The sequence below is a fragment of the Variovorax sp. 278MFTsu5.1 genome (assembly GCF_048305045.1).
GTDB classification, from domain to species: Bacteria; Pseudomonadota; Gammaproteobacteria; order Burkholderiales; family Burkholderiaceae_C; genus Variovorax; species Variovorax guangxiensis.
Window position 1 is genome coordinate 5871855 of sequence record NZ_CP157622.1, and the last position, 21984, is coordinate 5893838.

Genomic DNA, 21984 nt, shown 5'->3' on the forward strand with positions numbered 1-21984 from the left:
TCTTTTCGCCACCTCTATATAGATATATGTTCAACCCCTCCCAGGAAGACGTGCGCCGCTTCTTCTGCGACGTCTACGCCAAGCACCGCCAGGGCCTGCCGATGGAAGCGCTCGAGACCATCGCCGCCGGCTGGATCGACCAGCACCCCGAGTACCACGAAGACCTGGCCGACGCCGACGCGGCGGTGGCGCGCGTGTACGACGGCTCGAACGGACGCGAGAACCCGTTCCTTCATCTGTCGATGCACCTGTCGATCAGCGAGCAGTGCTCCATCGACCAGCCGCGCGGCATCCGCCAGGCGGTCGAGCTGCTGGCGGCTCGGCGCGGCTCGCTGCTGCATGCGCATCACGAGGCGATGGAGTGCCTTGGGCAGATGATGTGGGAGAGCCAGCGCGCCGGCCGGCCGCCGGATGGCGAGGGTTATGTGGCCTGCGTGCAGCGCCGGGCGACGAAGGACTAGCCGCCACGCTTGCGCTTTGCCGCGGGAGGCACGCTCCCCTGCTGCTTCGCCGCCTCGCGCAGCAGCGCGGCCATGGCGGCTCGCAGGGCCGAGGGCTCGGCATCGCTGCGCTGCAGCAGTCCGACCGGCTCTTCCGTGCCGGCCGTCTCGATGCGCAGCCGCACGAGGCGCCCATCGTCCAGTTCGCCGCGCGCGGCGCCCAGCGGCGTGATCCACACCGCATCGGACACCGCCACCAGCGCGCGCGCCACCGCCACGTCGAGCGTCTGCAGCGTGTTGGCCGGCAGCACGAGACCGCGCGCCGAAAGAAAGCTCTCGGTGTTGTGGCGCGGGATCGTGCCTTCGCCGTACACCACGAGCGGATAGGCCAGCACCGCCTGCACCGACACCGCCTTGTGCGCCAGCGGATGGCCCGCGCGCACCGCGAAGACCAGCGCCTCGGTGTGCAGCAGCTCGAAGCTCAGGCCGCCCATCAGGCGCGGATCGCTCATGCGGCCCACCACCAGGTCGAGCTCGCCGGCGCGCAGCTCGTCGAGCAGCGCGGCGTTGGCAGCGCTCTTCACCACGATCTGCACCGAGGGGCGGCTGTCGCGCAGCCGCGCCAGCGCCTGCGGCAGCAGGGCCGGCGCCACGCTGGGCAGCGCGCCGATGCGCAGCCGCTCGATGCGCTCTCCCGCCGCCGGCGCCACGGCCTGCGCACTGGCGTCCAGCGCCTCCAGCACGCGCAGCGCGTGCGCGAGCAGCTGTTCGCCGGCAGCCGTGAGGCCCTGCACGCCGCGCCGCCCGGCGTTGCTGCGCTCGACCAGCCGCGTGCCGGCAATGGCCTCGAGCTCGGACAACGTCTTCGACACCGCCGGCTGGCTCAACGCCAGCCGCCCGGCGGCGCGCGCGAGGTGGCGTTCCTGCGCCACCGTGACGAGGCAGCGCAAGTGCCGCAACTGCACGTTGCGCACGAAGTCCTGGCGAAGATCGGTGAGGGGGTCTTTCAATTCCTGATGGTTATTGAAAACGCAGCAATCTTCAATTTACATCATCGGATGCCGCTTCTAAAGTGGCGGCTTCCGGATTCGTCCCACGACAGGAGACAACGTTGACCAAGATCCAGGGCCCCTCGCCCATCCTCACGCCGCGCGACTGGGATGCCCACCCCAGCTACATCTACCCCGGCTACAAGTCCACCGTGAAGCGCGGCCCGCAGAAGCCGCTGATTCCGCTGAAGGCCTCGCTCGGCGAACTGCAGCAGCCGGTGTACGGCCACGACAGCATCGGCGAGTTCGACCACGACCTCACGCGCAATGCGCGCAAGAACGGCGAGCCGCTGGGCGAACGCATGATCCTCACCGGCCAGGTGCTCGACGAGCGCCGCCGCCCGGTGGCCAACACGCTGGTCGAGCTGTGGCAGGCCAACGCCGCCGGCCGCTACGTGCACAAGGTCGACCAGCACGACGCGCCGCTGGACCCCAACTTCCTCGGCGCCGGCCGCTGCCTGACCGACAGCGAAGGCCGCTACCGCTTCCTCACCATCAAGCCCGGCGCCTACCCCTGGGGCAACCACCCCAATGCCTGGCGTCCGCAGCACATCCACCTGTCGCTGTTCGGCCAGAGCTTCGCGAGCCGCCTGGTCACGCAGATGTACTTCCCCGGCGACCCGCTGCACCAGTACGACCCGATGATCACCGGCACCCCCGAGCGCTACCGCAACCGCCTGATCGCCGACTTCAGCCTCGACATCACCGAGGACGGCTACGCACTGGGCTACCAGTTCGACATCGTGCTGCGCGGCGCCGACGAGACGCCTTTCGAGAACCGCTGAGCCAGGAGACACACCATGCTGATGACCGCACTGGAAGCCGACTTCGGCCAGACCCCCTCGCAGACCGTGGGCCCCTACTTCGCCTACGGCCTCACCGCCACGCAATACGGCTACGACTTCGACCAGCCCTTCGACGCCGTCCTCGCGCTCGACAGCGCCAAGGGCCAGCGCATCCGCCTCGAAGGCCGCGTGCTCGACGGCGACGGCAACCCGATCAACGACGCGATGGTCGAGATCAGCCAGCCCGACGGCGAAGGCCGCTATCCGCAGACGCCCGAAGAGGCGCGCGCCATGGGCTTTCGCGCCTTCGGCCGCGTCGGCACCGGCACGCACGAGGGCAACCGCTTCGTGTTCCACACCGTCAAGCCCGGCGCCGAGTCGCCCGGCGAGGCACCGCACATCAACGCGATCGTGCTGATGCGCGGCCTGCTGCTGCATGCCTTCACGCGCATCTACTTCAGCGACGAGGCCGAAGCCAACGCGAAGGACGCGGTGCTGCAGAGCGTGCCGGCCGACCGCCGCCACACGCTGATCGCCGAGCGCGTAGAGCAAGGCGGCGCCGTCACCTACCGCTTCGACATCCGCATGCAGGGTGCCGACGAGACGGCGTTCTTCGACGTCTGATCCACCTGATCTCTCAGGGAAATCCCGGACACAAAAAAGCCCGCTGACGCGGGCTTTTTGTTTCTGGAAGCGCTCGGCCTGCTTATTCGGCGCCGTGGTGGATGCGCGACTCGGGCACCGTCTTCAGCTCGCCCGGCAGCGAGCTGATGTAGCTGGCCAGCGTCTTGAGTTCGGCGTTGGTGAACTTCTTCTCCTCGACCTGCTGGCCCATCACAGCGTTCGAACGGCCCAGGTGCGAGTTGTTCTTCACGCGGTACGACTTGAGCGCGACGAAGAGGTAGTCGGCATGCTGGCCGGCCAGCTTGGGCACGGTGCCGTCGTTGGGCGTGTTGAAGTTGGCGCCGTGGCACTTGGTGCAGCTGTTGTCGGCGTTGCGGGTGATGAGGGCCTCCACGTTGGCCGGCGTGGGCTTGGCCAGCGTGGCGGGAGGTGCGCTGCCGTCCTTCAGGCCGAGCTGGCTGTAGTAGGCGGCGACGTCGGCGATGTCCTGGTCGGTGAGCGTGTCCGCGATGGCGCGCATGGTGGGATGCTTGCGGTCGCCGCCCTTGTACGCGGTGAGCGCTGCCGTGATGTACGTGGCGCTCTGGCCAGCGATCATCGGCACCTTGTGAATCTCCGGGAAGCTGGCCTGGTAGCCGATGATGCCGTGGCAGCCCACGCACATCTGTACCTTCTTTGCTCCGTCCTGGGCCTTGCCAGTGACTTGTTGGGCTTCAGCCGAGACCGTCACGGAAGCGACAGCAAGGGCAAACATCGTGGTCAACAACTTGTTCATTTTGCGCGCACAATCTCGTGGAGAGTACAGTTTTTCGGATCAACATTCGATTATATGCAGGGGTCCCCTGGAACCCTGTGCAGGCCAACCCTGAGGCTGCACGACGCACATCGGGTGTGTTCTTTTCTCCACCCCAGCCTTCGCTCCACCCATCGCACTCATGAAATTCCAGGGCTCAGACAACTACGTCGCCACTCAGGACCTGATGCTCGCCGTCAACGCGGCCATCACGCTCAAGCGCCCGCTGCTCGTCAAGGGCGAACCCGGCACGGGCAAGACCATGCTGGCCGAGGAAGTGGCCCAATCGCTCGGACTGCCGCTGCTGCAGTGGCACATCAAATCGACCACCAAGGCGCAGCAGGGCCTCTATGAATACGACGCCGTGAGCCGCCTGCGCGACTCGCAACTGAAGGACCTCGACGGCGGCGAGCGCGTGAGCGACATCAACAACTACATCGTCAAGGGCGTGCTCTGGCAGGCCTTCACCGCCGACCAGCCGGTGGCGCTGCTGATCGACGAGATCGACAAGGCCGACATCGAATTCCCGAACGACCTGCTGCGCGAAATCGACCGCATGGAGTTCTACTGCTACGAGACGCGCGAACTCATCCGCGCCAAGCACCGGCCGGTGGTGTTCATCACCTCCAACAACGAGAAGGAACTGCCCGACGCCTTCCTGCGCCGCTGCTTCTTCCACTACATCAAGTTCCCCGACGCCGAGACGATGAAGCACATCGTCGCCGTGCACTTCCCCGGCCTCAAGCAGGAGCTGCTCGCGGCCGCGATGAAGACTTTCTACGACGTGCGCAACCTGCCCGGCCTGAAGAAGAAGCCCTCCACCTCCGAGCTGCTCGACTGGCTCAAGCTGCTGGTGGCCGAGGACATCCCTCTCGAAGCGCTGCAGAGCAAGGACGACAAGGTCGCCGTGCCGCCGCTGGTGGGCGCCCTGCTCAAGAACGAGCAGGACGTGACGCTCTTCGAGAAGCTCGTCTTCATGCAGCGCAACAACCGCTGAACCCATGAGCGGCCAGAAACACTCCACCAGACAGCTGATGAAGCTGGGCATCGCTCAGGCGGTGCTCTTCATGGTGGGCGCGATGCTGGGCCGCGGGCTCGGGCTGCTGCTGGGTTTCGACGCTTTCGGCAGCGGCGAATACAACAAGCGGGAGCTCATCGGCATCGCGCTGATCGGCCTGGGCGGCGGCGCAGGCGCACAGGCCGCGCGTGTCTGGTACACAGGCAAGTACGGCGACCCGCGCGGCTGAAGAAGGACACGACCGGAGAGTGGGAGAAGAAGAGATGGCTTTCGTCGAACCTGTCACGCTGAAGGCACGCGGCATCGCGCTGGTGCCGCTGTCGCTTGACCACGAAGAGGGCCTTCGCGCCGCGGCCGCCGACGGCGAGCTGTGGAAGCTGCGCGTCACCTCCGTGCCCGAGCCGGAGAACACCCGCGCCTACATCGAGACCGCGCTCAAGACCGCCGACCGCTTCGCCTTCGCCGTGACCGACGAGGCCACCGGCACCGTACTCGGCTCCACCAGCTACCACGACATCCTGAGCGCGGTGAAGCGCGTGGAAATCGGCTACACGTGGTACGCCGTGCGCTGCCAGCGCACGCACGTCAACACCACCTGCAAGCTGCTGCTGCTCGCGCATGCCTTCGACGCACTGGGCTGCAACGTGGTGGGCTGGCGCACCGACAACTTCAACTTCGCATCGCAGCGTGCCATCGAGCGGCTGGGCGCCAGGAAAGACGGCGTGATCCGCGGCAACGCGATGCGCCGCGACGGCACCATCCGCGACACCGTCATGTACAGCCTGCGCGCGGGCGAGTGGCCCGAGGTGAAGGCGCAGCTGCTGTACCTGCTCGACAAGCCGCGCGGCTGAAAGAAACACAAGGAGCACCCCATGCTCATCGACTTCTTCTACACCCTGCGCTCGGCCAAGCTGCCGGTGTCGGTCAAGGAATACCTCACGCTGCTGGAGGCCCTGCAGGCCGACGTGGTGGGCCCCAACTCCGACGGCGCCTACGGCATCGACGACTTCTACTACCTCTCGCGCACCGCGCTGGTGAAGGACGAGAAGCACTACGACAAGTTCGACCGCGCCTTCGCCGCCTACTTCAAGGGCGTGGAGATGCTGACCGACTTCACCAAGGAAGTGCCGCTCGACTGGCTGCGCAAGACGCTGGAGCGCGAGTTCACGGCGGAAGAGAAGGCCAAGATCGAGAAGATGGGCTGGGACGAACTCATGGAAACGCTCAAGAAGCGCTTCGAGGAGCAGAAGGAGCGCCACGAGGGCGGCAGCAAGTGGATCGGCACCGGCGGCACCTCGCCCTTCGGCAACAGCGGCTACAACCCGCAAGGCATCCGCATCGGCGGGGCGGGCAAGAACCGCAGCGCCGTGAAGGTGTGGGACCAGCGCGCCTACAAGGACTACGACGACACGCAGGAACTGGGCACGCGCAACATCAAGGTCGCGCTGCGCCGGCTGCGCAAGTTCGCGCGCGAGGGCCATGACGAGGAACTGGACCTCGACGACACCATCCACTCGACCGCCGCCAACGCCGGTTTCCTCGACATCAAGATGCGGCCGGAGCGCCACAACAACGTCAAGGTGCTGCTGCTGATGGACGTGGGCGGCACGATGGACGAGCACATCCAGCGCGTGGAGGAGCTGTTCTCGGCCGTGAAGACCGAGTTCAAGCACCTGGAGTTCTTCTACTTCCACAACTGCGTGTACGACTTCATGTGGAAGAACAACAAGCGCCGCTTCTCCGAGAAGTTCGCCACCTGGGACATCCTGCGCAAGTACAACAAGGACTACAAGCTCATCTTCGTCGGCGACGCGACCATGAGCCCCTACGAGATCCTGCAGCCCGGCGGCAGCGTCGAATACAACAACGAGGAAGCCGGCGCCGAGTGGATACAGCGCCTCACGCACGCCTTCCCGAAGTTCGCGTGGATCAACCCCGAGCCGCAGGGCGTGTGGCAGTACCGCCAGAGCATCGCGGTGATGCAGCAACTGATGTCCAACCGCATGTACCCCCTCACCCTGCGCGGGCTCGAGGAGGCGATGCGCATGCTGTCCAAGTAGGACGATGCCGCCGATCCGGCGGGGCCTTCAGGAACCGGCCGGGCTTGCTGTCAGAATCCGCCCATGGTCAGGGCGGTTCCTGTTTCTTCGCCGGCGTGGTGGCCGGCTTTGTTTTTGTGCGGCGTCCTGCTCTTGCAAGGCTGCAGCCTGCTGCCGAAAAAGGAATCCGCCGAAGAAAACAAACCCATGGCCGGCCTCGTGCGCAGCGGCGCAGCGGGTGCCGGCACCACCGGTGCCGACAAGGACGAGAAGGAAGACGGCGGCAGGAAGGCCGGTGACAAGCGCGACGCCTTCACCGTCGACGTGCGCGGCCCCGAAGCCGTGCGCGACTACCTCAAGCTGCATCTCGAAATCCAGCGCTACCGCGAGCTCGACGACCTCGGCGCCACCGAGATCTCCCGCCTCATGGTGGCCGCAGAGGCCAACGCCCGTGAACTGCTCGCCACGCTCGGCTACTTCACGCCCACGCTGACGCTCGAACTCAACGAGACGCCGCAGGGCGAAAAGGCCCCGCGCGAGATCGTCATCAACGTCTCGCCCGGCGAGCTCACCAAGGTGAGCAACGTGCAGATCAGCTACGCCGGCCCCATCGCCGACGACCCGGCCGCCGAGTCGCAGCGCGACACCATCCGCACCGCCTGGGCCCTGCGCGCCGGCCAGCCCTTCACCCAGCAGGCCTGGGACGACGCGAAGACCACCGCGCTGCGCAGCCTCACGGCGAAGCGCTTTCCCACGGGCAGCATCGCGATCAGCCGCGCCGAGGTCGATGCCGACCGCAGCGAGGCCCGCCTGAGCGTCACCTACCAGTCGGGCCCGGCCTACAAGTTCGGGCCGCTGGTGCTGCGCGGCATCCAGCGCTACGACCCCGACGGCGCGCGCCGCATCGCGCGCCTGCCCAGCGGCCAGGACTACGACCAGCAGAAGCTGCTCGACGCCCAGCAGCGCCTGGCCAGCAGCGGCTACTACGACTCTGTGTTCCTCACGCTCGACACCGACGGCGGCAACCCGCTGGCCGCGCCCGTCATCGCGCAGCTGCGCGAGGCGCCGCTGCAGAAGGTGGTGCTGGGCGTGGGCTTCACCACCGACAACGGCCCGCGCCTGTCGATCGACCACATCCACAACCAGGTGCCGCTGCTGGGCTGGCGCGCCGTCTCGCGGCTGTCGGTGGACAACGACATCAAGTCGCTGTCCACCGAGCTGAAGGCCATTCCCGACGACCGCGGCTGGCGCTGGTTCGCGGGCGCGGAGCTCAAGAGCGAGCAATCGGGCAGCTACGTGGTCGACAGCGGCCGGCTGCGCGGCGGGCGCAGCAAGTCGGGCGACCACATCGACCGCAGCTATTTCCTGCAGTACGACTACGCGCAGAACCGCGGCACCAACGCGCCGCCCTCGGCCTCGGCCGTGACGGCCAACTGGGGCTGGACCGGGCGCTACTTCGACGACAACTCCGTCCCCTCGCGCGGCTACGGCCTCGCGCTGGAGGTGGCTGCCGGCTACACGCTCACCGGCGAGCAGGTGCCCTTCACGCGCACCTACGCGCGCTGGCTCGGCGTGCTGCCGCTGGGCTCGGCCGAGGACAAGGAGCTGCGCGCGCGCCGTAGCCGCCTGCAGCTGCGCGTGGAGGCCGGCGCGGTGTCGGCGAAAGAGAGCGCGCAGATCCCCTCCACGCTGATGTTCCTGACCGGCGGCGACACCACCGTGCGCGGCTACAGCTACAAGCAGATCGGCACCGTGCGCCCCGACGGCACCACCGTCGCCGGCCGTTACCTCGGCGTGGCCAGCGTGGAGTGGCAGCGCCCCTTCGTCTACAACAACAAGCTCACCGAATGGGAGAGCGTGGTGTTCGTCGACGCCGGCGCCGTGGCCGACAAGCCGGGCGAGCTCAAGCCCAAGGTGGGCGTGGGCGTGGGCGCGCGCTGGCGCAGCCCGGTCGGGCCGGTGCAGGCCGACCTGGCCTACGGCGTCGACTCGAAGAAGTTCCGCCTGCACTTCCGGCTCGGCTTCACCTTCTGACGCGACGCGAGCCAGATGCAGACCGACGTCCAGACTCCACGAATGCCCCCTCGCCGCTCGCGCGCGCGGCGTGCGATGCGCGCCCTGGCCTGGACCGTCGCCGGCCTGTTGCTGGCCGTGGTGCTGCTGGTCGCCGGCGCATGGTGGTGGCTGGGCTCGGACACCTCGCTCGCCTTCGCGCTCGCGCAGGCGGCGCAGCGCCTGCCAGCCGGCCAGACGCTCGAAAGCCGCGACGTGAGCGGCTCGCTGCGCACCGGCGGCCACATCGGCTGGCTCAAGTACCAGAGCGACAGCATCGCCGTGGAGGTCAACGACGCCACCATCGGCTGGCAGTTCGCGCCGCTGTTCCAGCGCAAGGTGCAACTCGGCGAAGTGCACGCGAAGCAGGTGCTGATCGAGAAGCGCGGTGCGCCCAGCGACAAGCCCACCGAGCCGCTCGAGCAGCTCGCGCTGCCTGTGGAAGTCGATCTGCCCTTCCGCATCGACGAGCTGCGCTGGGCCGGCCCGCCCGTGCTGCAGGCACTCAATCTGTCGGGCAGCTACAGCTACAAGGCCGCCGAACACGCGCTGGAGGTCAAGGGCGTGGACATCGCCGGCGGCCACTACAGCGCCCGCGTGAAGCTGCAGGGCCCCGCGCCGATGGCCATCGACGCCGCGCTCGACGGCCGCGTGAAGGCGCCGGTGGCCGAGGACCACGACATCGACGTGCTGGCCGCCGCCACCGTCAAGGGCACGCTCGCCGGCACCGGCGCGCGGCTGCAGGTGGCAGCCGAGCTGAAGCCCGCCGAGGAGAACGCCGACGCCCCCATGGAGGCCAGCCTGCAGGCGCAGATCGCGCCCTGGCTGCCCCAGCCGGTGATCGACGCGAAGGCCGACCTGCGCAACCTCGACGCATCGAGCCTGTGGCCCGGCGCGCCCGAAACGCGGCTCACCGGCACCGTCGAGCTGCAGCCCGATGCCGACACCGGCCCCGCAGCCTGGAAGGCCTCGGCCGACATCCGCAACGCCCTGCCCGGTCCGTGGGACAAGGAGAAGCTGCCGCTCGAACAGCTGCTGGCCAGGGTCGGCTTCGACGGCACCAGCTGGACCATTTCCGAAGCCACCGTGCGCGCGGGCGGCGGGCGCATCGACGCGGCCGGCAAGTGGAGCCCGGCGCCCTCGCCCTGGCAGGCGCAGGCCACCGTGCGCGGCGTGAGGCCCGCGGCGCTGCACAGCGAGCTTTCTGGCGCACCGGTCAGCGGACAGATCAAGGCCGAGCAGAAGGACAGCACCATCGCCTTCGACGCCAGCCTGCGCGCCGAGGGCGGCGGCGCGGGCAGCAAGGCCCTGCCCGGCTTCGCGCTCGACCGCGCGCTGGCCCAGGGCCAGTGGAAGGACCAGGTGCTCGACCTGCGCACGCTGCGCATCGATGCGCAGCGCGCCAGCGTCGACGGCCGCCTGCAGGTGCGCGTGGCCGAGCAGGCCGCCAGCGGCAAGCTGGCCCTCGCCCTGCCCGGCGGCAGCGCGCAGGTCGAAGGCCGCATCGCGCCCGATTCGGGCAGTGGCGAGATCAAGGCCGCCATCGACGACGCCGACACCGTGCAGCGCTGGGTGCAGGGCCTGCCGGGGATGTCCCGCGTGTTCGGCAACGCCGGCGCCAAGGGCTCCGCGAAGCTCGACGCCAGCTGGCAGGGCGGCTGGCGCACCATCCAGCGCCGGCTCGAGAGCCCCGACGCACCCGCTCCGCGCGGCGTCGCCGAACCGAGCCTGAAGGCCGCACTCTCGGTGCCGCGCCTCGACCTCACACTGCCCTCCGAGCAGCCCGGCGCAACGAACACCGACATCCAGCTGCGCAACCTGCAGGCCGATCTGGCCGGCAGCCTCGCGCAGGCCACGCTCGCGCTGAAGGGCGAGGCCGCCACCGGCACGCAGAAGTTCGACATCGACACCCGCGCGAGCGGCGGCATCGCCGGTGCCGGCCAGTGGCGCGCGGCGCTGGCCAGCCTGAAGCTGCAGGCGCAGGACAGCGCCCGCCCCGGCGCGCCATGGGTGCTGGAGCTGGGCCGCGAAGTCACCGCGACCATCCGGACCGCGAGCGGCAATGCGCCGCGCCTCGACGTGGAAGCCTCCGCCGCCTCGGCCACGCTGCGAGGCCCCGTACCGGGCACGGTGCGCATCGACTGGCAGCCGCTGCGCTTCAGCCAGAGCGGCGCGGCGCCCAACCGAGTGTTCCGCGTGCAGTCCAAGGGCCAGCTGCAGGGCCTGCCGATGGCCTGGGCCAGCGCGCTCGGCGCCAATACCGCGCTCGGCGAATACGGCATCAGCGGCGACCTGATGTTCAACGGCGACTGGGACATCGACGCGGGCGACACGCTGCACGCCAAGGCCCGCCTCGCACGCCAGAGCGGCGACATCCGCGTGCAGGCCGGCGAGGCCGCACTGGTCACGCGCATCACCAGCACCGGCACGGGCACCGCGAGCGAGCGCACGATGAATTCCGCCTCGGCCAGCGGCGACGCGCCCAGCACGCCGGCCGGCCTGCGCCAGGCCGAGCTGCGCCTGGATGCCGACGGCGACGCGGTGCGCGCCGTTCTCGCGTGGGACAGCGAACGCGCCGGCAAGATCGACGCCGACATCAACACCCGCGTGCAGCAGCGCGCCGGCGGCTGGCAGTGGGCGCCCGACGCGCCGCTGGGCGGCACCATCAAGGCCATGCTGCCGAACCTGGGCGTGTGGTCCATGCTCGCGCCTCCGGGCTGGCGCATTGCGGGCACGCTGGACGCCAACGCCACGCTCTCGGGCAACCGCGCCGCGCCGCGCTGGAACGGCACGCTGGGCGCCGACAAGCTCGCGCTGCGCGCGCCGGTGGAAGGGCTGGATCTGCGCGACGGCCGGCTGCGCGCCACGCTCACCGGCGAGCGCATCGAGATCACCGAATTCACGCTCAAGGGCGGCGCCGGCAGTTCGGCGCGCATCGGCGGCCAGAGCGGCAACCGCAGCACCGCCGCCAGCGAGGCCCGCACCGACGGCGGCACGCTCTCAGCCAGCGGCGAGCTCGCCTGGGGCCCGGCCAGTGGCTCGGCCTCCGGCATCCGCATGGCGCTGCAGGGCCAGCTGCGCGCACTGCGCGTGCTGGTGCGCACCGACCGGCAGGTCACGCTTTCGGGCGACCTGCAGGCGCGGCTGGACAACGGCCAGTTCACCGTGCGCGGCAAGCTCAGGACCGACCGCGCCGTCATCATCCTGCCCGACGAGACCGCGCCCAGCCTGGGCAGCGACGTCGTCGTGCGCTCCGCCGCCAAGGACCGCGAGGCCGCCGAGGCGGCGAAGCGCGAGGCCGCCCGCGCCGACGCACAGGCCGCGAAGCCGCAGACCGCCAAGCCGCCGGACATCACCGTCGAGTTCGACCTGGGCGACGACTTCGCGGTGCAGGGCCGCGGCATCACCACGCGCCTCGAAGGCAACCTTGAGATCCGCAGCACCCGGCTCGATGCGCCGCCGCGCATCACCGGCGAGGTGAAGACGGTGAAGGGCCAGTACCGCGCCTACGGCCAGCAGCTCGACGTGGAGACCGGCATCGCGCGCTTCAACGGCCCCTTCGACAACCCGGCGCTCGACATCCTCGCGATCCGCCCCAACCTCTCGCAGCGCGCGGGCGTGCAGATCACCGGCACCGCGCAGTCGCCGCGCGTGAAGCTGTATTCGGAGCCGGCGCTGTCCGATGCCGAGACGCTCTCATGGGTCGTGCTGGGCCGCGCCTCGGCCACCAGCGGCGGCGAATCGGCGCTGCTGCAGCAGGCCGCGCTGTCGCTGCTCGGCAAGATCGGCGGCGCCTCCACCGGCGGCAGCCTCGCGAGCCGCTTCGGCCTCGACGAACTCGGCTTCAAGGGCCCGGGCGACGGCGGCGACCTGCGCGAATCGGCAGTGACGCTGGGCAAGCGCCTGTCGAAGGACTTCTACATCACCTACGAGCGCAGCATCGGCGGCACCTTCGGCACCCTCTTCATCTTCTACGACCTGACGACGCGCCTCACCCTGCGCGGCCAGGCCGGACAGACGAGCGGCCTCGACCTGATCTACACGGTCAAGTACGACTGAAGCGGAATCGGGATCGGGCAGCCGAACGCAGAGGTCGCGAAGGTTGCGCGAAAGTCGCAAAAGGAAAACCAGAAAATGGTTTTCTGTCTCTTCTGCGGCCTCTGCGTAGCTTTTGTATTTCTTCTGCGTTCGGCTGTCCGATCCCTTCCCCCGGCCCGCTCCCGACTTCGGCCTTGACCCGCGTCTTGCGCGCGTGATAAGAACCGTCCCTCGCCTTCACCGAGGAGCGACCACGATGAAAAGAGTTGGAGACAAGGGCGAGAGCCTTCGGAACTTTCCAGATGGCTCTCGGACATCCGCCCCGCCGGGGCTCTCGCGCATCGCCCTCACGCGAGGCGCATTGCGCGGCACGATCGCGCTGATCGCGGGCCTCGCGCTCGTGGCGTCCGTCCCCTACTGGGACGGCATGCACTTTCCCGTCACCAGCCTCGTGATCTACGTCGCGGGCATGGTGTTCATCGCGATGCCGCTGTGCCTCTACTACGAGTCCCTGCTCATGGCGCAGGCAGCAGCGTCGCCCGATGGCTGCGAAGCGCCGATGCCACGATAGGCATCAACTGCGGCGTCTTGCCCGCATCGAAATCGCGCAGCAGCTGGATGCGCATGCTCGGTGCCCAGAACGACTTCAGGTGCGCGGCAATGGCCTGCGTGGCCGCGCCCGCGTCGCTGGGCGACTGCGCCTGGAAGAAGCTGCCGATCTGGTTGGCCATCTTCACGAGTTGCGCCGATTGATCGTGCTCCATTTGGTTTCCGGAAAGTTGTAGCGTTGAAAAAGGGAACGGCTCAGCGCAGCCGCTGAGGGTGGCTGTACACGCCAAGATCTTCCTGCCGCACGAAGCCCACCAGCGTGAGCCCCGCGCGCTGCGCCGTGGTCACCGCGAACGAGGTCGGCGCCGACACGGCGGCCAGCAGCGGCGCGCCGGCCATCGCGGCCTTCTGCACCATCTCGAAGCTCGCGCGGCTGGTGACGGCGATGAAGCCGCCGGACGCATCGACGTCGTTGGCCGCGAGCGCGCCCACCAGCTTGTCGAGCGCGTTGTGGCGGCCCACGTCCTCGCGCAGCCACATCACCTCGCCCTCGGGCGAACACCACGCCGCCGCGTGCACCGCGCCGGTGGCTTCCTGCAAGGTCTGCTGCGAAGGCAGCTGCGACATCGCCCGGCCGATGGCCTCGCGCTCGAAGCGCACGGCGGCATCGTCGCGCAGCACGGGAATCTCGCGCGACACTTGCGTCAGGCTTTCGGTGCCGCACAGGCCGCAGCCGGTGCGCCCGGCCATCGAGCGGCGGCGCTGCCTGAGGCGCGCGAATGCGGCGCTCGACACCTGCATGTGCACCGTGAAGCCCAGCGCCGACTGCTCGGCCTCCACCGAATAGAGCTCGTGCGCCTCGTCGAGGATGCCCTCGCTCAGCGAGAAGCCGAGCGCGAAGTCTTCCAGGTCGAGCGGCGTAGCGAGCATCACCGCATGCGAGATGCCGTTGTATTCGAGCGCGACGGGCACCTCCTCGGCCACCCAGTCCTGCACGTCGAAGGGCCGGCCGCCGCGCACGCCGTGCACGGGCAGCAGCTGCGCGCCTTCGCAGAAGCGGACCGTGTCTGCGGCCTGCATGGTCATGCGCGATGCATCCTCACTTGGCCGGCACCGTCTCGTTGCTCTGGTGCGAGGCAGCGGCGAGCAGGTCGTGCTGCGTCCGGTTGAAGCGGCTGTACTCCTGCTGCCAGGCCGAAGGCTGCATCACCGGCGCCACCTGCACCGCCGTGACCTTGTACTCGGGGCAGTTGGTGGCCCAGTCGGAGTTGTCGGTGGTGATCACGTTCGCGCCCGACTCGGGGAAGTGGAAGGTGGTGTAGACAACGCCCGGCTGCACGCGCTCCGACACCGTGGCGCGCAGCACCGTCTCGCCCGCGCGGCTCTGGATGCCGACCCAGTCGCCTTCCTTCACGCCGCGTTCCTCGGCGTCGTGAGGATGGATCTCCAGCCGGTCCTCGCTGTGCCACTGGTTGTTCTCGGTGCGCCGCGTCTGCGCGCCCACGTTGTACTGCGAGAGGATGCGCCCGGTGGTCAGCAGCAGCGGGAACCTGCGCGTGACCTTCTCGTCGGTCGCCACGTACTGCGTGACGATGAACTTGCCCTTGCCGCGCACGAAGCGGTCGATGTGCATGGTGGGCGTGCCGTCGGGCGCGTTCTCGTTGCAAGGCCACTGGATGCTGCCGAGCTCGTCGAGGCGCTTGTAGCTCACGCCGTGGAAGGTGGGCGTGAGCGCGGCGATCTCGTCCATGATCTCTTCCGGGCTCTGGTAGTCCATCGGATAACCCAGGGCCTGCGCGAGCTTCACCGTCACTTCCCAGTCGGCATAGCCCGCCTTCGGCGGCATCACCTTGCGCACGCGCGAGATCCGGCGCTCGGCGTTGGTGAAGGTGCCGTCCTTCTCCAGGAAGGAGGAGCCCGGCAGGAACACGTGCGCGTACTTGGCGGTCTCGTTGAGGAAGATGTCCTGCACCACCACGCATTCCATGGCCATCATCGCGGCGGCCACGTGCTGGGTGTTCGGGTCGGACTGCACGATGTCCTCGCCCTCGCAGTAGAGGCCCTTGAAGCTGCCGCCGATGGCGGCATCGAACATGTTGGGAATGCGCAGGCCCGGCTCGGGGTCGATCGGCACGCCCCAGGCGGCCTCGAACGCGGAGCGCGTGGTGCTGTCCGACACATGGCGGTAGCCCGGCAGCTCGTGCGGGAAGGAGCCCATGTCGCAGGAGCCCTGCACGTTGTTCTGGCCGCGCAGCGGGTTCACGCCCACGCCCTCGCGGCCGACGTTGCCGGTGACCATCGCGAGGTTGGCGATGCCCATCACGGTCGTCGAGCCCTGGCTGTGCTCGGTCACGCCCAGGCCGTAGTAGATGGCGGCGTTGCCGCCCGTCGCGAAGAGCCGCGCGGCCGCGCGCATCTCGGCGGCAGGCACGCCGGTGACCGCCTCGGTGGCCTCGGGCGACTGCTCGGGGCGCTCGACGTACGACTTCCATTCCTTGAACGAGGCCGTGTCGCAGCGCTCGGCCACGAACTCTTCGGCCATCAGCCCTTCGGTCACGATGACGTGCGCCAGCGCGGTGACCACCGCCACGTTGGTGCCGGGGCGCAGCTGCAGGTGATGCGCAGCCTGGATGTGCGGCGACTTCACGATGTCGATGCGGCGCGGGTCGACCACGATCAGCTTCGCGCCCTGGCGCAGCCGCTTCTTCATGCGCGAGGCGAACACCGGATGCCCGTCGGTCGGGTTGGCGCCGATCACCATGATCACGTCGGCCTTGTCCACAGAGGCGAAGGTCTGCGTGCCCGCCGACTCGCCCAGCGTCTGCTTCAGGCCGTAGCCCGTGGGCGAATGGCACACGCGCGCGCAGGTGTCGACGTTGTTGTTGCCGAAGGCGGCGCGCACCAGCTTCTGCACGAGGTAGGTCTCCTCGTTGGTGCAGCGCGAGGAAGTGATGCCGCCGATGGAGTCGCGGCCGTACTTGGCCTGCAGGCGCTTGAACTCGCTGGCCGCATAGCCGAGCGCGGTCTCCCAGCTCACCTCCTGCCACGGGTCGCTGATGTTCTTGCGGATCATCGGCTTGAGCATGCGGTCCTGGTGCGTGGCATAACCCCAGGCGAAGCGGCCCTTCACGCAGGAGTGGCCCTCGTTGGCCTTGCCGTCCTTCCACGGCACCATGCGCACCACCTCGTTGCCCTTCATCTCGGCCTTGAACGAGCAGCCCACGCCGCAGTAGGCGCAGGTGGTGATCACGCTGTGCTCGGGCTGGCCGAGCCAGATCACCGACTTCTCCTGCAGCGTGGCGGTGGGGCAGGCCTCGACGCAGGCGCCGCAGCTCACGCACTCCGAATCCATGAAGGCCTCGTCCTGGCCCGGCGACACGCGCGACTCGAAGCCGCGGCCGCTGATGGTCAGCGCGAAGGTGCCCTGCGTTTCCTCGCAGGCGCGCACGCAGCGGTTGCACACGATGCACTTGGAAGGGTCGTAGCTGAAGTACGGGTTCGACTCGTCCTTCTCGCTCTTGAGGTGGTTGGCGCCGTCGAAGCCGTAGCGCACGTTGCGCAGGCCGGTCACGCCCGCCATGTCCTGCAGCTCGCAGTTGCCGTTGGCCGAGCAGGTGAGGCAGTCGAGCGGATGGTCGGAGATGTAGAGCTCCATCACGCCCTTGCGCAGCTCCTGCAGCCTGGGCGTCTGCGTGCGCACCTTCATGCCGGCTTCGGCGGGCGTGGTGCACGAGGCCGGGAAGCCCCGGCGGCCCTCGATCTCGACCAGGCACAACCGGCACGAGCCGAAGGGCTCCAGGCTGTCGGTGGCGCAGAGCTTTGGCACCTGGATGCCCGCGTCCACCGCCGCGCGCATCAGCGAAGTGCCCGCGGGCACCGTGACTTCGTTGCCGTCGATCTCCAGCGTCACCTCGCGCTCCGATTCGCGCTTGGGGGTGCCGTAGTCGATGTCCTTGAGATGGTTCAACATGTTGGGGGCTTTCACTGAGGCCTGAGGCAAATGCGGGAGCGGATATCCGAACGCAGAAGTCGCGAAGATCTCGCAGAAGTCGCAAAAGGAAAACCCAAAATGGTGTTTGTCTCTTCTGCGATTTCTGCGTAGTTTTTGTATTCCTTCTGCATTCGGCTGTCCGTATCCGGATGCGTCATGTCAGGCGGCCTTTCTATCGGGAGCTTCGATGCCGAAGTCCTGCGGGAAATGGTCGAGCGCCGAGAGCACCGGGAATGGCGTCATGCCGCCCATGGCGCACAACGAGCCGTGGACCATCGTGTCGCACAGGTCGCGCAGCAGCATCACCTGCTGCGGGCGGTTCTGGTTGCCGCGGATCTTGTCGATGACCTCCACGCCGCGGGTCGAGCCGATGCGGCAGGGCGTGCACTTGCCGCAGGATTCGAGCGCACAGAACTCCATGGCGTAGCGCGCGAGCTTCGAGAGGTCAGCCGTGTCGTCGTGCACCACGATGCCGCCATGGCCCACGGTGCCGCCCACGGCCGCGTAGGCCTCGTAGTCCAGCGGCAGGTCCCACTTCGATTCGGGCAGGTAGGCGCCCAGCGGACCGCCGACCTGCACCGCCTTGATGGGCCGGCCCGAGGCCGAGCCGCCGCCGTAGTCGTACAGCAGCTCGCGCAACGTGACGCCGAAGGCCTTCTCGACCAGGCCGCCGTACTTGATGTTGCCCGCCAGCTGCATCGGCAGCGTGCCACGCGAGCGGCCCACGCCGTAGTCGCGGTAGAAGGCCGCGCCGCGCGCCAGGATCAGCGGCACGCTGGCCAGCGTGATGACGTTGTTGATGAGCGTGGGCTTGCCGAACAGCCCCTCGATGGCCGGCAGCGGCGGCTTGGCGCGCACGATGCCGCGCTTGCCTTCCAGGCTTTCGAGCAGCGCCGTCTCCTCGCCGCACACGTACGAGCCCGCGCCCTTGCGCACCGCGAGCGAGAAGCGCTTGCCCGAACGCAGGATGTTGTCGCCGAGGAAGCCCGCCGCCTCCGCGATGCGGATCGCCTCGTTCAGCGTGGCGATCGCATGCGGGTACTCCGAGCGCACGTAGATGTAGCCCTGCGTCGCGCCGGTGGCGAGGCCCGCGATGGTCATGCCCTCGATGAGCATGAAGGGGTCGCCCTCCATGGTCATGCGATCGGAGTACGTGCCCGAGTCGCCTTCGTCGGCATTGCAGACGATGTACTTCTGCGCGGCAGCCGTGCCCAGCACCGTCTTCCATTTGATACCTGCGGGAAAGGCCGCGCCGCCGCGTCCGCGCAGGCCGGAGTCGAGCACCTGCTGCACGATGTCCTCGGGCGCGAGCGCCAGCGCGCGGCGCAGGCCGGCGAAACCCTCGTAGGCCTGGTAGTCGGTGAGCGACACCGGGTCGGTGATGCCCATGCGCGAGAAGGTCAGGCGCTCCTGCTTCTTCAGGTAAGGGATCTCCTCGGTCGGGCCGAGCGCCAGCGGATGCCTGCCGCCGGTGATGAAGCCCGCGTCGAACAGCCCCGCCACGTCGTCGGGCGTCACCGGGCCGTAGGCGATGCGGCCGGCGGGCGTGTTCACCTCCACCAGCGGCTCGAGCCAGAACATGCCGCGCGAGCCGTTGCGCACGATCTCCAGCATCAGGCCGCGCGCCGCTGCCTCCTTCGCGATGCAGCGGGCCACGCGGTCTGCGCCGGCGGCGAGCGCGGCCGAGTCGCGCGGAACGTAGACGGTGATGGTGCTCATGGGTTGACCTGCGCGACCAGCGCATCGAACGTGCGGGGCGTCATGCGCGCATGCGGCTGGTCGTCCAGCGTCATCGCAGGCGAGGAGGCGCACAGGCCGAGGCAGAAGGCCGGCTCCAGCGTGAACGCGCCGTCCTTCGTGGTGCCGTGCGCGCTGCAGCCCAGACGAAGTTCCGCATGGGCCAGCAGCGCATCGGCGCCCATCGACTGGCAGGCCTCGGCGCGACAGATCTGGATCACATGGCGGCCCGCGGGCGCGCTGCGGAAGTGGTGGTAGTAGGTGACGACGCCGTGCACCTCGGCGCGCGAGAGGTTCTGCGCCTCGGCGATCACCGGCACCGCGTGGGCGGGGATGTAGCCGAGCGCGTCCTGCACGTCGTGCAGTATCGGCAGCAGCGCGCCGGGTTCGTTCTCGTGCGCATGCAGGATGCGCTGCACGGCGGCGAGTTCGCTCGCCTCGTGCCCCTGCTGCGCCTGCTGAACCTGTTCTTGTCTCATGGTCCGTCCGATCTGCTCCGCTGCGTGAAGCCTTCGAGGCCTTGCAGGCGGAGCTGTTTTCATCGTGGTTCGTCACGGGTTCGACGTCGCGAATTCGACGCGAATCCCGTGGTCGTCCGCTTGGGGATCAATGTCGATGAATCGGGCGTCGGGGGCCTTGACACAAGTCAATTTCCGCCGAAACAAGCACGGTGCCAATGCACACAAACCCTGCGGGCGCGCAGGGTTTCGCAAGGACCGGGAGAACTGCCTGAAAAACCCTATCGGGCGGAGGCTTCGCGCGCCCTGCGCAGCTGCGCTTCGGCTTCTTCGTCGCCCACCTCGCCGGTGACCTTCGCGGGGCGGCCCGCGATGCGCGAACGGTCGGGAAAAACCTTGCCTTCGGTGAGCAGCGAACCGGGCTCGACGATGCATCCGCGGCCCACCACCGAGCCGTTGAGCGCGACGGTGTTCTCGCCGACGACGGCGCCGTCGCCCACGGTGCAACCGTGCAGCATCACGTGCGGGCCGACCATCACCTCGGCGCCGATGGTGAGCGGGAAGCCGGGGTCGGCGTGCAGCATCACGCCCGCCTCCACCTGGCTGCCGCGGCCGACGGTGATGGGCTCGTTGTCGCCGCGCAGCACCGAGTGCGCGCCGATGCTGCAGCCGGCCACCAGCACGACCTGGCCGATCACGCTGGCGCTCTCGGCCACTCGGGCGCTGGCGTCGATGACCGGTTCATGCGCGTCAAGTCGGTAGATCGTCACTGCAAAGGCTCCTGTTCATCGGCAAAAGGCCCCGCCATCTTCATGGCGGGGCCGCGGGGGAAAGGCGGATGCCCGGATGGTACCGGCGCTGCCGCCTTCGGTGGTGTGCAGGTGTTCTATTCGGTGCTATTCGGTACGGCTGGCCTCGATGTGCTTGCGGCGCATCGGGCGCAGCACGAACCAGGCCATCAGCGCCGCGAGCGCATTGACCGCGCTGGCCGCGATGAAGACGGCCTGCCAGCTGCCTGTGGAGGCGGCCAGCACGCTCGACAGGGGCACCAGCAGCGAGGCCGTGCCCTTGGCGGTATAGAGCATGCCGGCGTTCGAGGCCGCGTACTTGGAGCCGAAGGTGTCGGCGCAGGTCGAGGGGAACAGGCTGTAGATCTCGCCCCATGCGAAGAACACGATGCCCGTGAGGATCACGAACAGCAGCGGGTTCTGGCCGTAGTGGTAGAGCATCAGGATGCCGACCGACTCGATCGCGAAGGCGATGAACATGGTCTGCTCGCGGCCGATCTTGTCCGACACCCATCCGAAGAATGGCCGCGTGAGGCCGTTGAGCACGCGGTCGATGGCCAGTGCGAAGGTCAGCGCGGGCAGCACCAGGCCCATGATGTTGACCGGCACGTCGATGATCTTGAAGTCCTTGGCGATGGGCGCGAGCTGCGCGGTGGCCATCAGGCCGCCGGCCGCCACCATCACGAACATCGCGTACATCACCCAGAACACCGGCGAGCGCAGCACCTCGGAGGGCGCGTAGTCGCGGCGCGACTGCTGCACGGCGCGGTTGTTGGAAGCCTTGGCGTGGTCGGGCGCGCGGGTCAGGAGCCATGCGAGCAGGAACACGATGAGTCCCTGCCCGATTCCAAAATAGAGAAAGGCTGCCTCATAGCCGCTCGACTTGATCATCGCGGAGATCGGGATGATCGTGAGCGCAGAGCCCGCACCGAAGCCCGCGGCGGTCATGCCCGCCGCGAGGCCGCGCCGGTCGGGGAACCACTTGAGCGCATTGCCCACGCAGGTGCCGTAGACCGCGCCCGCGCCGATGCCGCCGATGGCCGCCGCCACGTACAGCAGCGCCAGCGAGTCGGCGAACGAGTTGAGCACCCAGCCCACGCCGCAGAGCACGCCGCCCACCAGCACCACGGGACGTGGTCCGAAGCGGTCGACGAGGTAGCCCTCGATGGGCACCAGCCAGGTTTCGGTGAGCACGAAGATGGTGAAGGCGACCTGGATCGCGGCGCGGCTCCAGCCGTGCTTGTCGGCGATCGGATTGACGAAGAGCGTCCAGCCGTACTGCAGGTTGGCGATCATCGCCATGCAGACGATGCCTATGAGCAATTGGCCCCATCGGTACGCCTCGGATCGGGTCGCGTTGGCGCCATAGGTTTCGGACGGGGGGTACATCGCGGCGTTGGAACCTGCGATCGTGGAGGTGGGCCGAGTCATGGAGTTGTCCTTGGTGTTTTCGTTGAAATCCGACGGGCTGCCAGAGCAGAGCAATCAGTCGAGCGAACTGTGCGCATCGACGGGCGACGAGGCTTCGTTGACATCGATACACGGCATTGGAATCACCAGTTTTCTGCGCGTGAATGACTGTCGGACCGAGCGACTCAAAAACTCTTGACCTCAGTCAAGTTC

General features: G+C 68.4%; 19 protein-coding genes. 10 read left to right on the forward strand and 9 right to left on the reverse strand.

Annotation, left to right across the window (positions count from 1 at the left end; translation table 11 throughout):
- Window positions 1–26: 26 nt before the first annotated feature.
- A complete protein-coding gene (locus tag ABL844_RS27325; RefSeq protein ID WP_019656213.1) occupies window positions 27–461 on the forward strand; it encodes a DUF1841 family protein in 435 nt (144 codons plus the stop codon).
- Here the strand turns inward: ABL844_RS27325 and ABL844_RS27330 are convergent.
- Complete coding sequence (locus tag ABL844_RS27330) at window positions 458–1450, reverse strand: LysR substrate-binding domain-containing protein (RefSeq protein ID WP_418129640.1); 993 nt, start codon at window positions 1448–1450, stop codon at window positions 458–460. The genes ABL844_RS27325 and ABL844_RS27330 overlap by 4 nt on opposite strands.
- A gap of 110 nt (window positions 1451–1560) precedes the next feature.
- Between ABL844_RS27330 and pcaH the strand changes: the two genes are divergently transcribed.
- Together pcaH and pcaG are read left to right on the forward strand one after the other, a co-directional pair.
- Window positions 1561–2274 carry a protocatechuate 3,4-dioxygenase subunit beta gene (pcaH, locus tag ABL844_RS27335; protein ID WP_184640953.1) on the forward strand — a complete coding sequence of 238 codons (714 nt, stop codon included), beginning with the start codon at window positions 1561–1563 and terminating at the stop codon, window positions 2272–2274.
- A gap of 21 nt (window positions 2275–2295) precedes the next feature.
- Window positions 2296–2898 carry a protocatechuate 3,4-dioxygenase subunit alpha gene (gene pcaG / locus ABL844_RS27340; RefSeq protein WP_206169539.1) on the forward strand — a complete coding sequence of 201 codons (603 nt, stop codon included), beginning with the start codon at window positions 2296–2298 and terminating at the stop codon, window positions 2896–2898.
- Window positions 2899–2980: 82 nt separating this feature from the next.
- On the opposite strand, the gene ABL844_RS27345 is transcribed toward pcaG, so the two are convergent.
- Window positions 2981–3673 (reverse strand): c-type cytochrome, encoded by a 693-nt coding sequence (locus ABL844_RS27345; protein ID WP_126023575.1) that lies wholly within the window; start codon window positions 3671–3673, stop codon window positions 2981–2983.
- A 160-nt stretch (window positions 3674–3833) separates the two neighbouring features.
- Between ABL844_RS27345 and ABL844_RS27350 the strand changes: the two genes are divergently transcribed.
- The 7 genes from ABL844_RS27350 (at window position 3834) to ABL844_RS27380 (ending at window position 13409) form a co-directional block, all read left to right on the forward strand.
- Window positions 3834–4688 carry an AAA family ATPase gene (locus ABL844_RS27350; RefSeq protein WP_126023576.1) on the forward strand — a complete coding sequence of 285 codons (855 nt, stop codon included), beginning with the start codon at window positions 3834–3836 and terminating at the stop codon, window positions 4686–4688.
- A 4-nt stretch (window positions 4689–4692) separates the two neighbouring features.
- Window positions 4693–4938, forward strand: coding sequence for a hypothetical protein (locus ABL844_RS27355; protein ID WP_369660812.1), 246 nt, complete (start codon window positions 4693–4695; stop codon window positions 4936–4938).
- 34 nt (window positions 4939–4972) lie between these two features.
- Complete coding sequence (locus ABL844_RS27360; RefSeq protein WP_184640785.1) at window positions 4973–5560, forward strand: GNAT family N-acetyltransferase; 588 nt, start codon at window positions 4973–4975, stop codon at window positions 5558–5560.
- A 21-nt stretch (window positions 5561–5581) separates the two neighbouring features.
- Complete coding sequence (locus tag ABL844_RS27365; protein WP_418129641.1) at window positions 5582–6769, forward strand: vWA domain-containing protein; 1188 nt, start codon at window positions 5582–5584, stop codon at window positions 6767–6769.
- A gap of 63 nt (window positions 6770–6832) precedes the next feature.
- Window positions 6833–8782: an autotransporter assembly complex protein TamA gene (locus ABL844_RS27370; protein ID WP_418129642.1), complete on the forward strand. Its 1950-nt coding sequence runs from the start codon at window positions 6833–6835 to the stop codon at window positions 8780–8782.
- A gap of 42 nt (window positions 8783–8824) precedes the next feature.
- On the forward strand, window positions 8825–12859 hold the full coding sequence (locus tag ABL844_RS27375; protein WP_418129643.1) for a translocation/assembly module TamB domain-containing protein: 4035 nt from the start codon (window positions 8825–8827) through the stop codon (window positions 12857–12859).
- Between the two features lie 235 nt (window positions 12860–13094).
- A complete protein-coding gene (locus tag ABL844_RS27380; RefSeq protein ID WP_418129644.1) occupies window positions 13095–13409 on the forward strand; it encodes a hypothetical protein in 315 nt (104 codons plus the stop codon).
- Here ABL844_RS27380 and ABL844_RS27385 read toward each other — a convergent pair.
- From ABL844_RS27385 to oxlT, 7 genes are all read right to left on the reverse strand, one after another.
- Window positions 13354–13602, reverse strand: a complete 249-nt coding sequence (locus tag ABL844_RS27385; protein WP_126023583.1) for a formate dehydrogenase subunit delta — start codon at window positions 13600–13602, stop codon at window positions 13354–13356. The genes ABL844_RS27380 and ABL844_RS27385 overlap by 56 nt on opposite strands.
- Before the next feature lie 40 nt (window positions 13603–13642).
- On the reverse strand, window positions 13643–14467 hold the full coding sequence (gene fdhD, locus ABL844_RS27390; RefSeq protein ID WP_418131963.1) for a formate dehydrogenase accessory sulfurtransferase FdhD: 825 nt from the start codon (window positions 14465–14467) through the stop codon (window positions 13643–13645).
- A 19-nt stretch (window positions 14468–14486) separates the two neighbouring features.
- Entirely contained in the window at window positions 14487–17357 is a 2871-nt protein-coding gene (gene fdhF / locus ABL844_RS27395; RefSeq protein ID WP_418129645.1) for a formate dehydrogenase subunit alpha, read from the reverse strand.
- 180 nt (window positions 17358–17537) lie between these two features.
- Window positions 17538–19097: a formate dehydrogenase beta subunit gene (locus tag ABL844_RS27400; protein WP_184640790.1), complete on the reverse strand. Its 1560-nt coding sequence runs from the start codon at window positions 19095–19097 to the stop codon at window positions 17538–17540.
- Complete coding sequence (locus ABL844_RS27405) at window positions 19094–19594, reverse strand: formate dehydrogenase subunit gamma (RefSeq protein ID WP_418129646.1); 501 nt, start codon at window positions 19592–19594, stop codon at window positions 19094–19096. The genes ABL844_RS27400 and ABL844_RS27405 overlap by 4 nt, the downstream gene beginning before the upstream one ends.
- 260 nt (window positions 19595–19854) lie before the next feature.
- On the reverse strand, window positions 19855–20343 hold the full coding sequence (locus ABL844_RS27410) for a gamma carbonic anhydrase family protein (RefSeq protein ID WP_418129647.1): 489 nt from the start codon (window positions 20341–20343) through the stop codon (window positions 19855–19857).
- A gap of 126 nt (window positions 20344–20469) precedes the next feature.
- The gene (gene oxlT, locus ABL844_RS27415) at window positions 20470–21750 is read right to left on the reverse strand and encodes an oxalate/formate MFS antiporter (protein WP_418120524.1); all 1281 of its coding nucleotides are present in this window, start codon (window positions 21748–21750) and stop codon (window positions 20470–20472) included.
- Window positions 21751–21984 lie beyond the last annotated feature (234 nt).

Coding starts and splice junctions, on each gene's coding strand:
- ABL844_RS27325 (WP_019656213.1), top strand. CDS start 27: ATGTTCAACCCCTCCCAGGAAGACGTGCGCCGCTTCTTCTGCGACGTC.
- pcaG (WP_206169539.1), top strand. CDS start 2,296: ATGACCGCACTGGAAGCCGACTTCGGCCAGACCCCCTCGCAGACCGTG.
- ABL844_RS27345 (WP_126023575.1), bottom strand. CDS start 3,673: ATGAACAAGTTGTTGACCACGATGTTTGCCCTTGCTGTCGCTTCCGTG.
- ABL844_RS27350 (WP_126023576.1), top strand. CDS start 3,834: ATGAAATTCCAGGGCTCAGACAACTACGTCGCCACTCAGGACCTGATG.
- ABL844_RS27355 (WP_369660812.1), top strand. CDS start 4,693: ATGAGCGGCCAGAAACACTCCACCAGACAGCTGATGAAGCTGGGCATC.
- ABL844_RS27360 (WP_184640785.1), top strand. CDS start 4,973: ATGGCTTTCGTCGAACCTGTCACGCTGAAGGCACGCGGCATCGCGCTG.
- ABL844_RS27365 (WP_418129641.1), top strand. CDS start 5,582: ATGCTCATCGACTTCTTCTACACCCTGCGCTCGGCCAAGCTGCCGGTG.
- ABL844_RS27370 (WP_418129642.1), top strand. CDS start 6,833: ATGGTCAGGGCGGTTCCTGTTTCTTCGCCGGCGTGGTGGCCGGCTTTG.
- ABL844_RS27375 (WP_418129643.1), top strand. CDS start 8,825: ATGCCCCCTCGCCGCTCGCGCGCGCGGCGTGCGATGCGCGCCCTGGCC.
- ABL844_RS27380 (WP_418129644.1), top strand. CDS start 13,095: ATGAAAAGAGTTGGAGACAAGGGCGAGAGCCTTCGGAACTTTCCAGAT.
- ABL844_RS27385 (WP_126023583.1), bottom strand. CDS start 13,602: ATGGAGCACGATCAATCGGCGCAACTCGTGAAGATGGCCAACCAGATC.
- fdhD (WP_418131963.1), bottom strand. CDS start 14,467: ATGCAGGCCGCAGACACGGTCCGCTTCTGCGAAGGCGCGCAGCTGCTG.
- fdhF (WP_418129645.1), bottom strand. CDS start 17,357: ATGTTGAACCATCTCAAGGACATCGACTACGGCACCCCCAAGCGCGAA.
- ABL844_RS27400 (WP_184640790.1), bottom strand. CDS start 19,097: ATGAGCACCATCACCGTCTACGTTCCGCGCGACTCGGCCGCGCTCGCC.
- ABL844_RS27405 (WP_418129646.1), bottom strand. CDS start 19,594: ATGAGACAAGAACAGGTTCAGCAGGCGCAGCAGGGGCACGAGGCGAGC.
- oxlT (WP_418120524.1), bottom strand. CDS start 21,750: ATGTACCCCCCGTCCGAAACCTATGGCGCCAACGCGACCCGATCCGAG.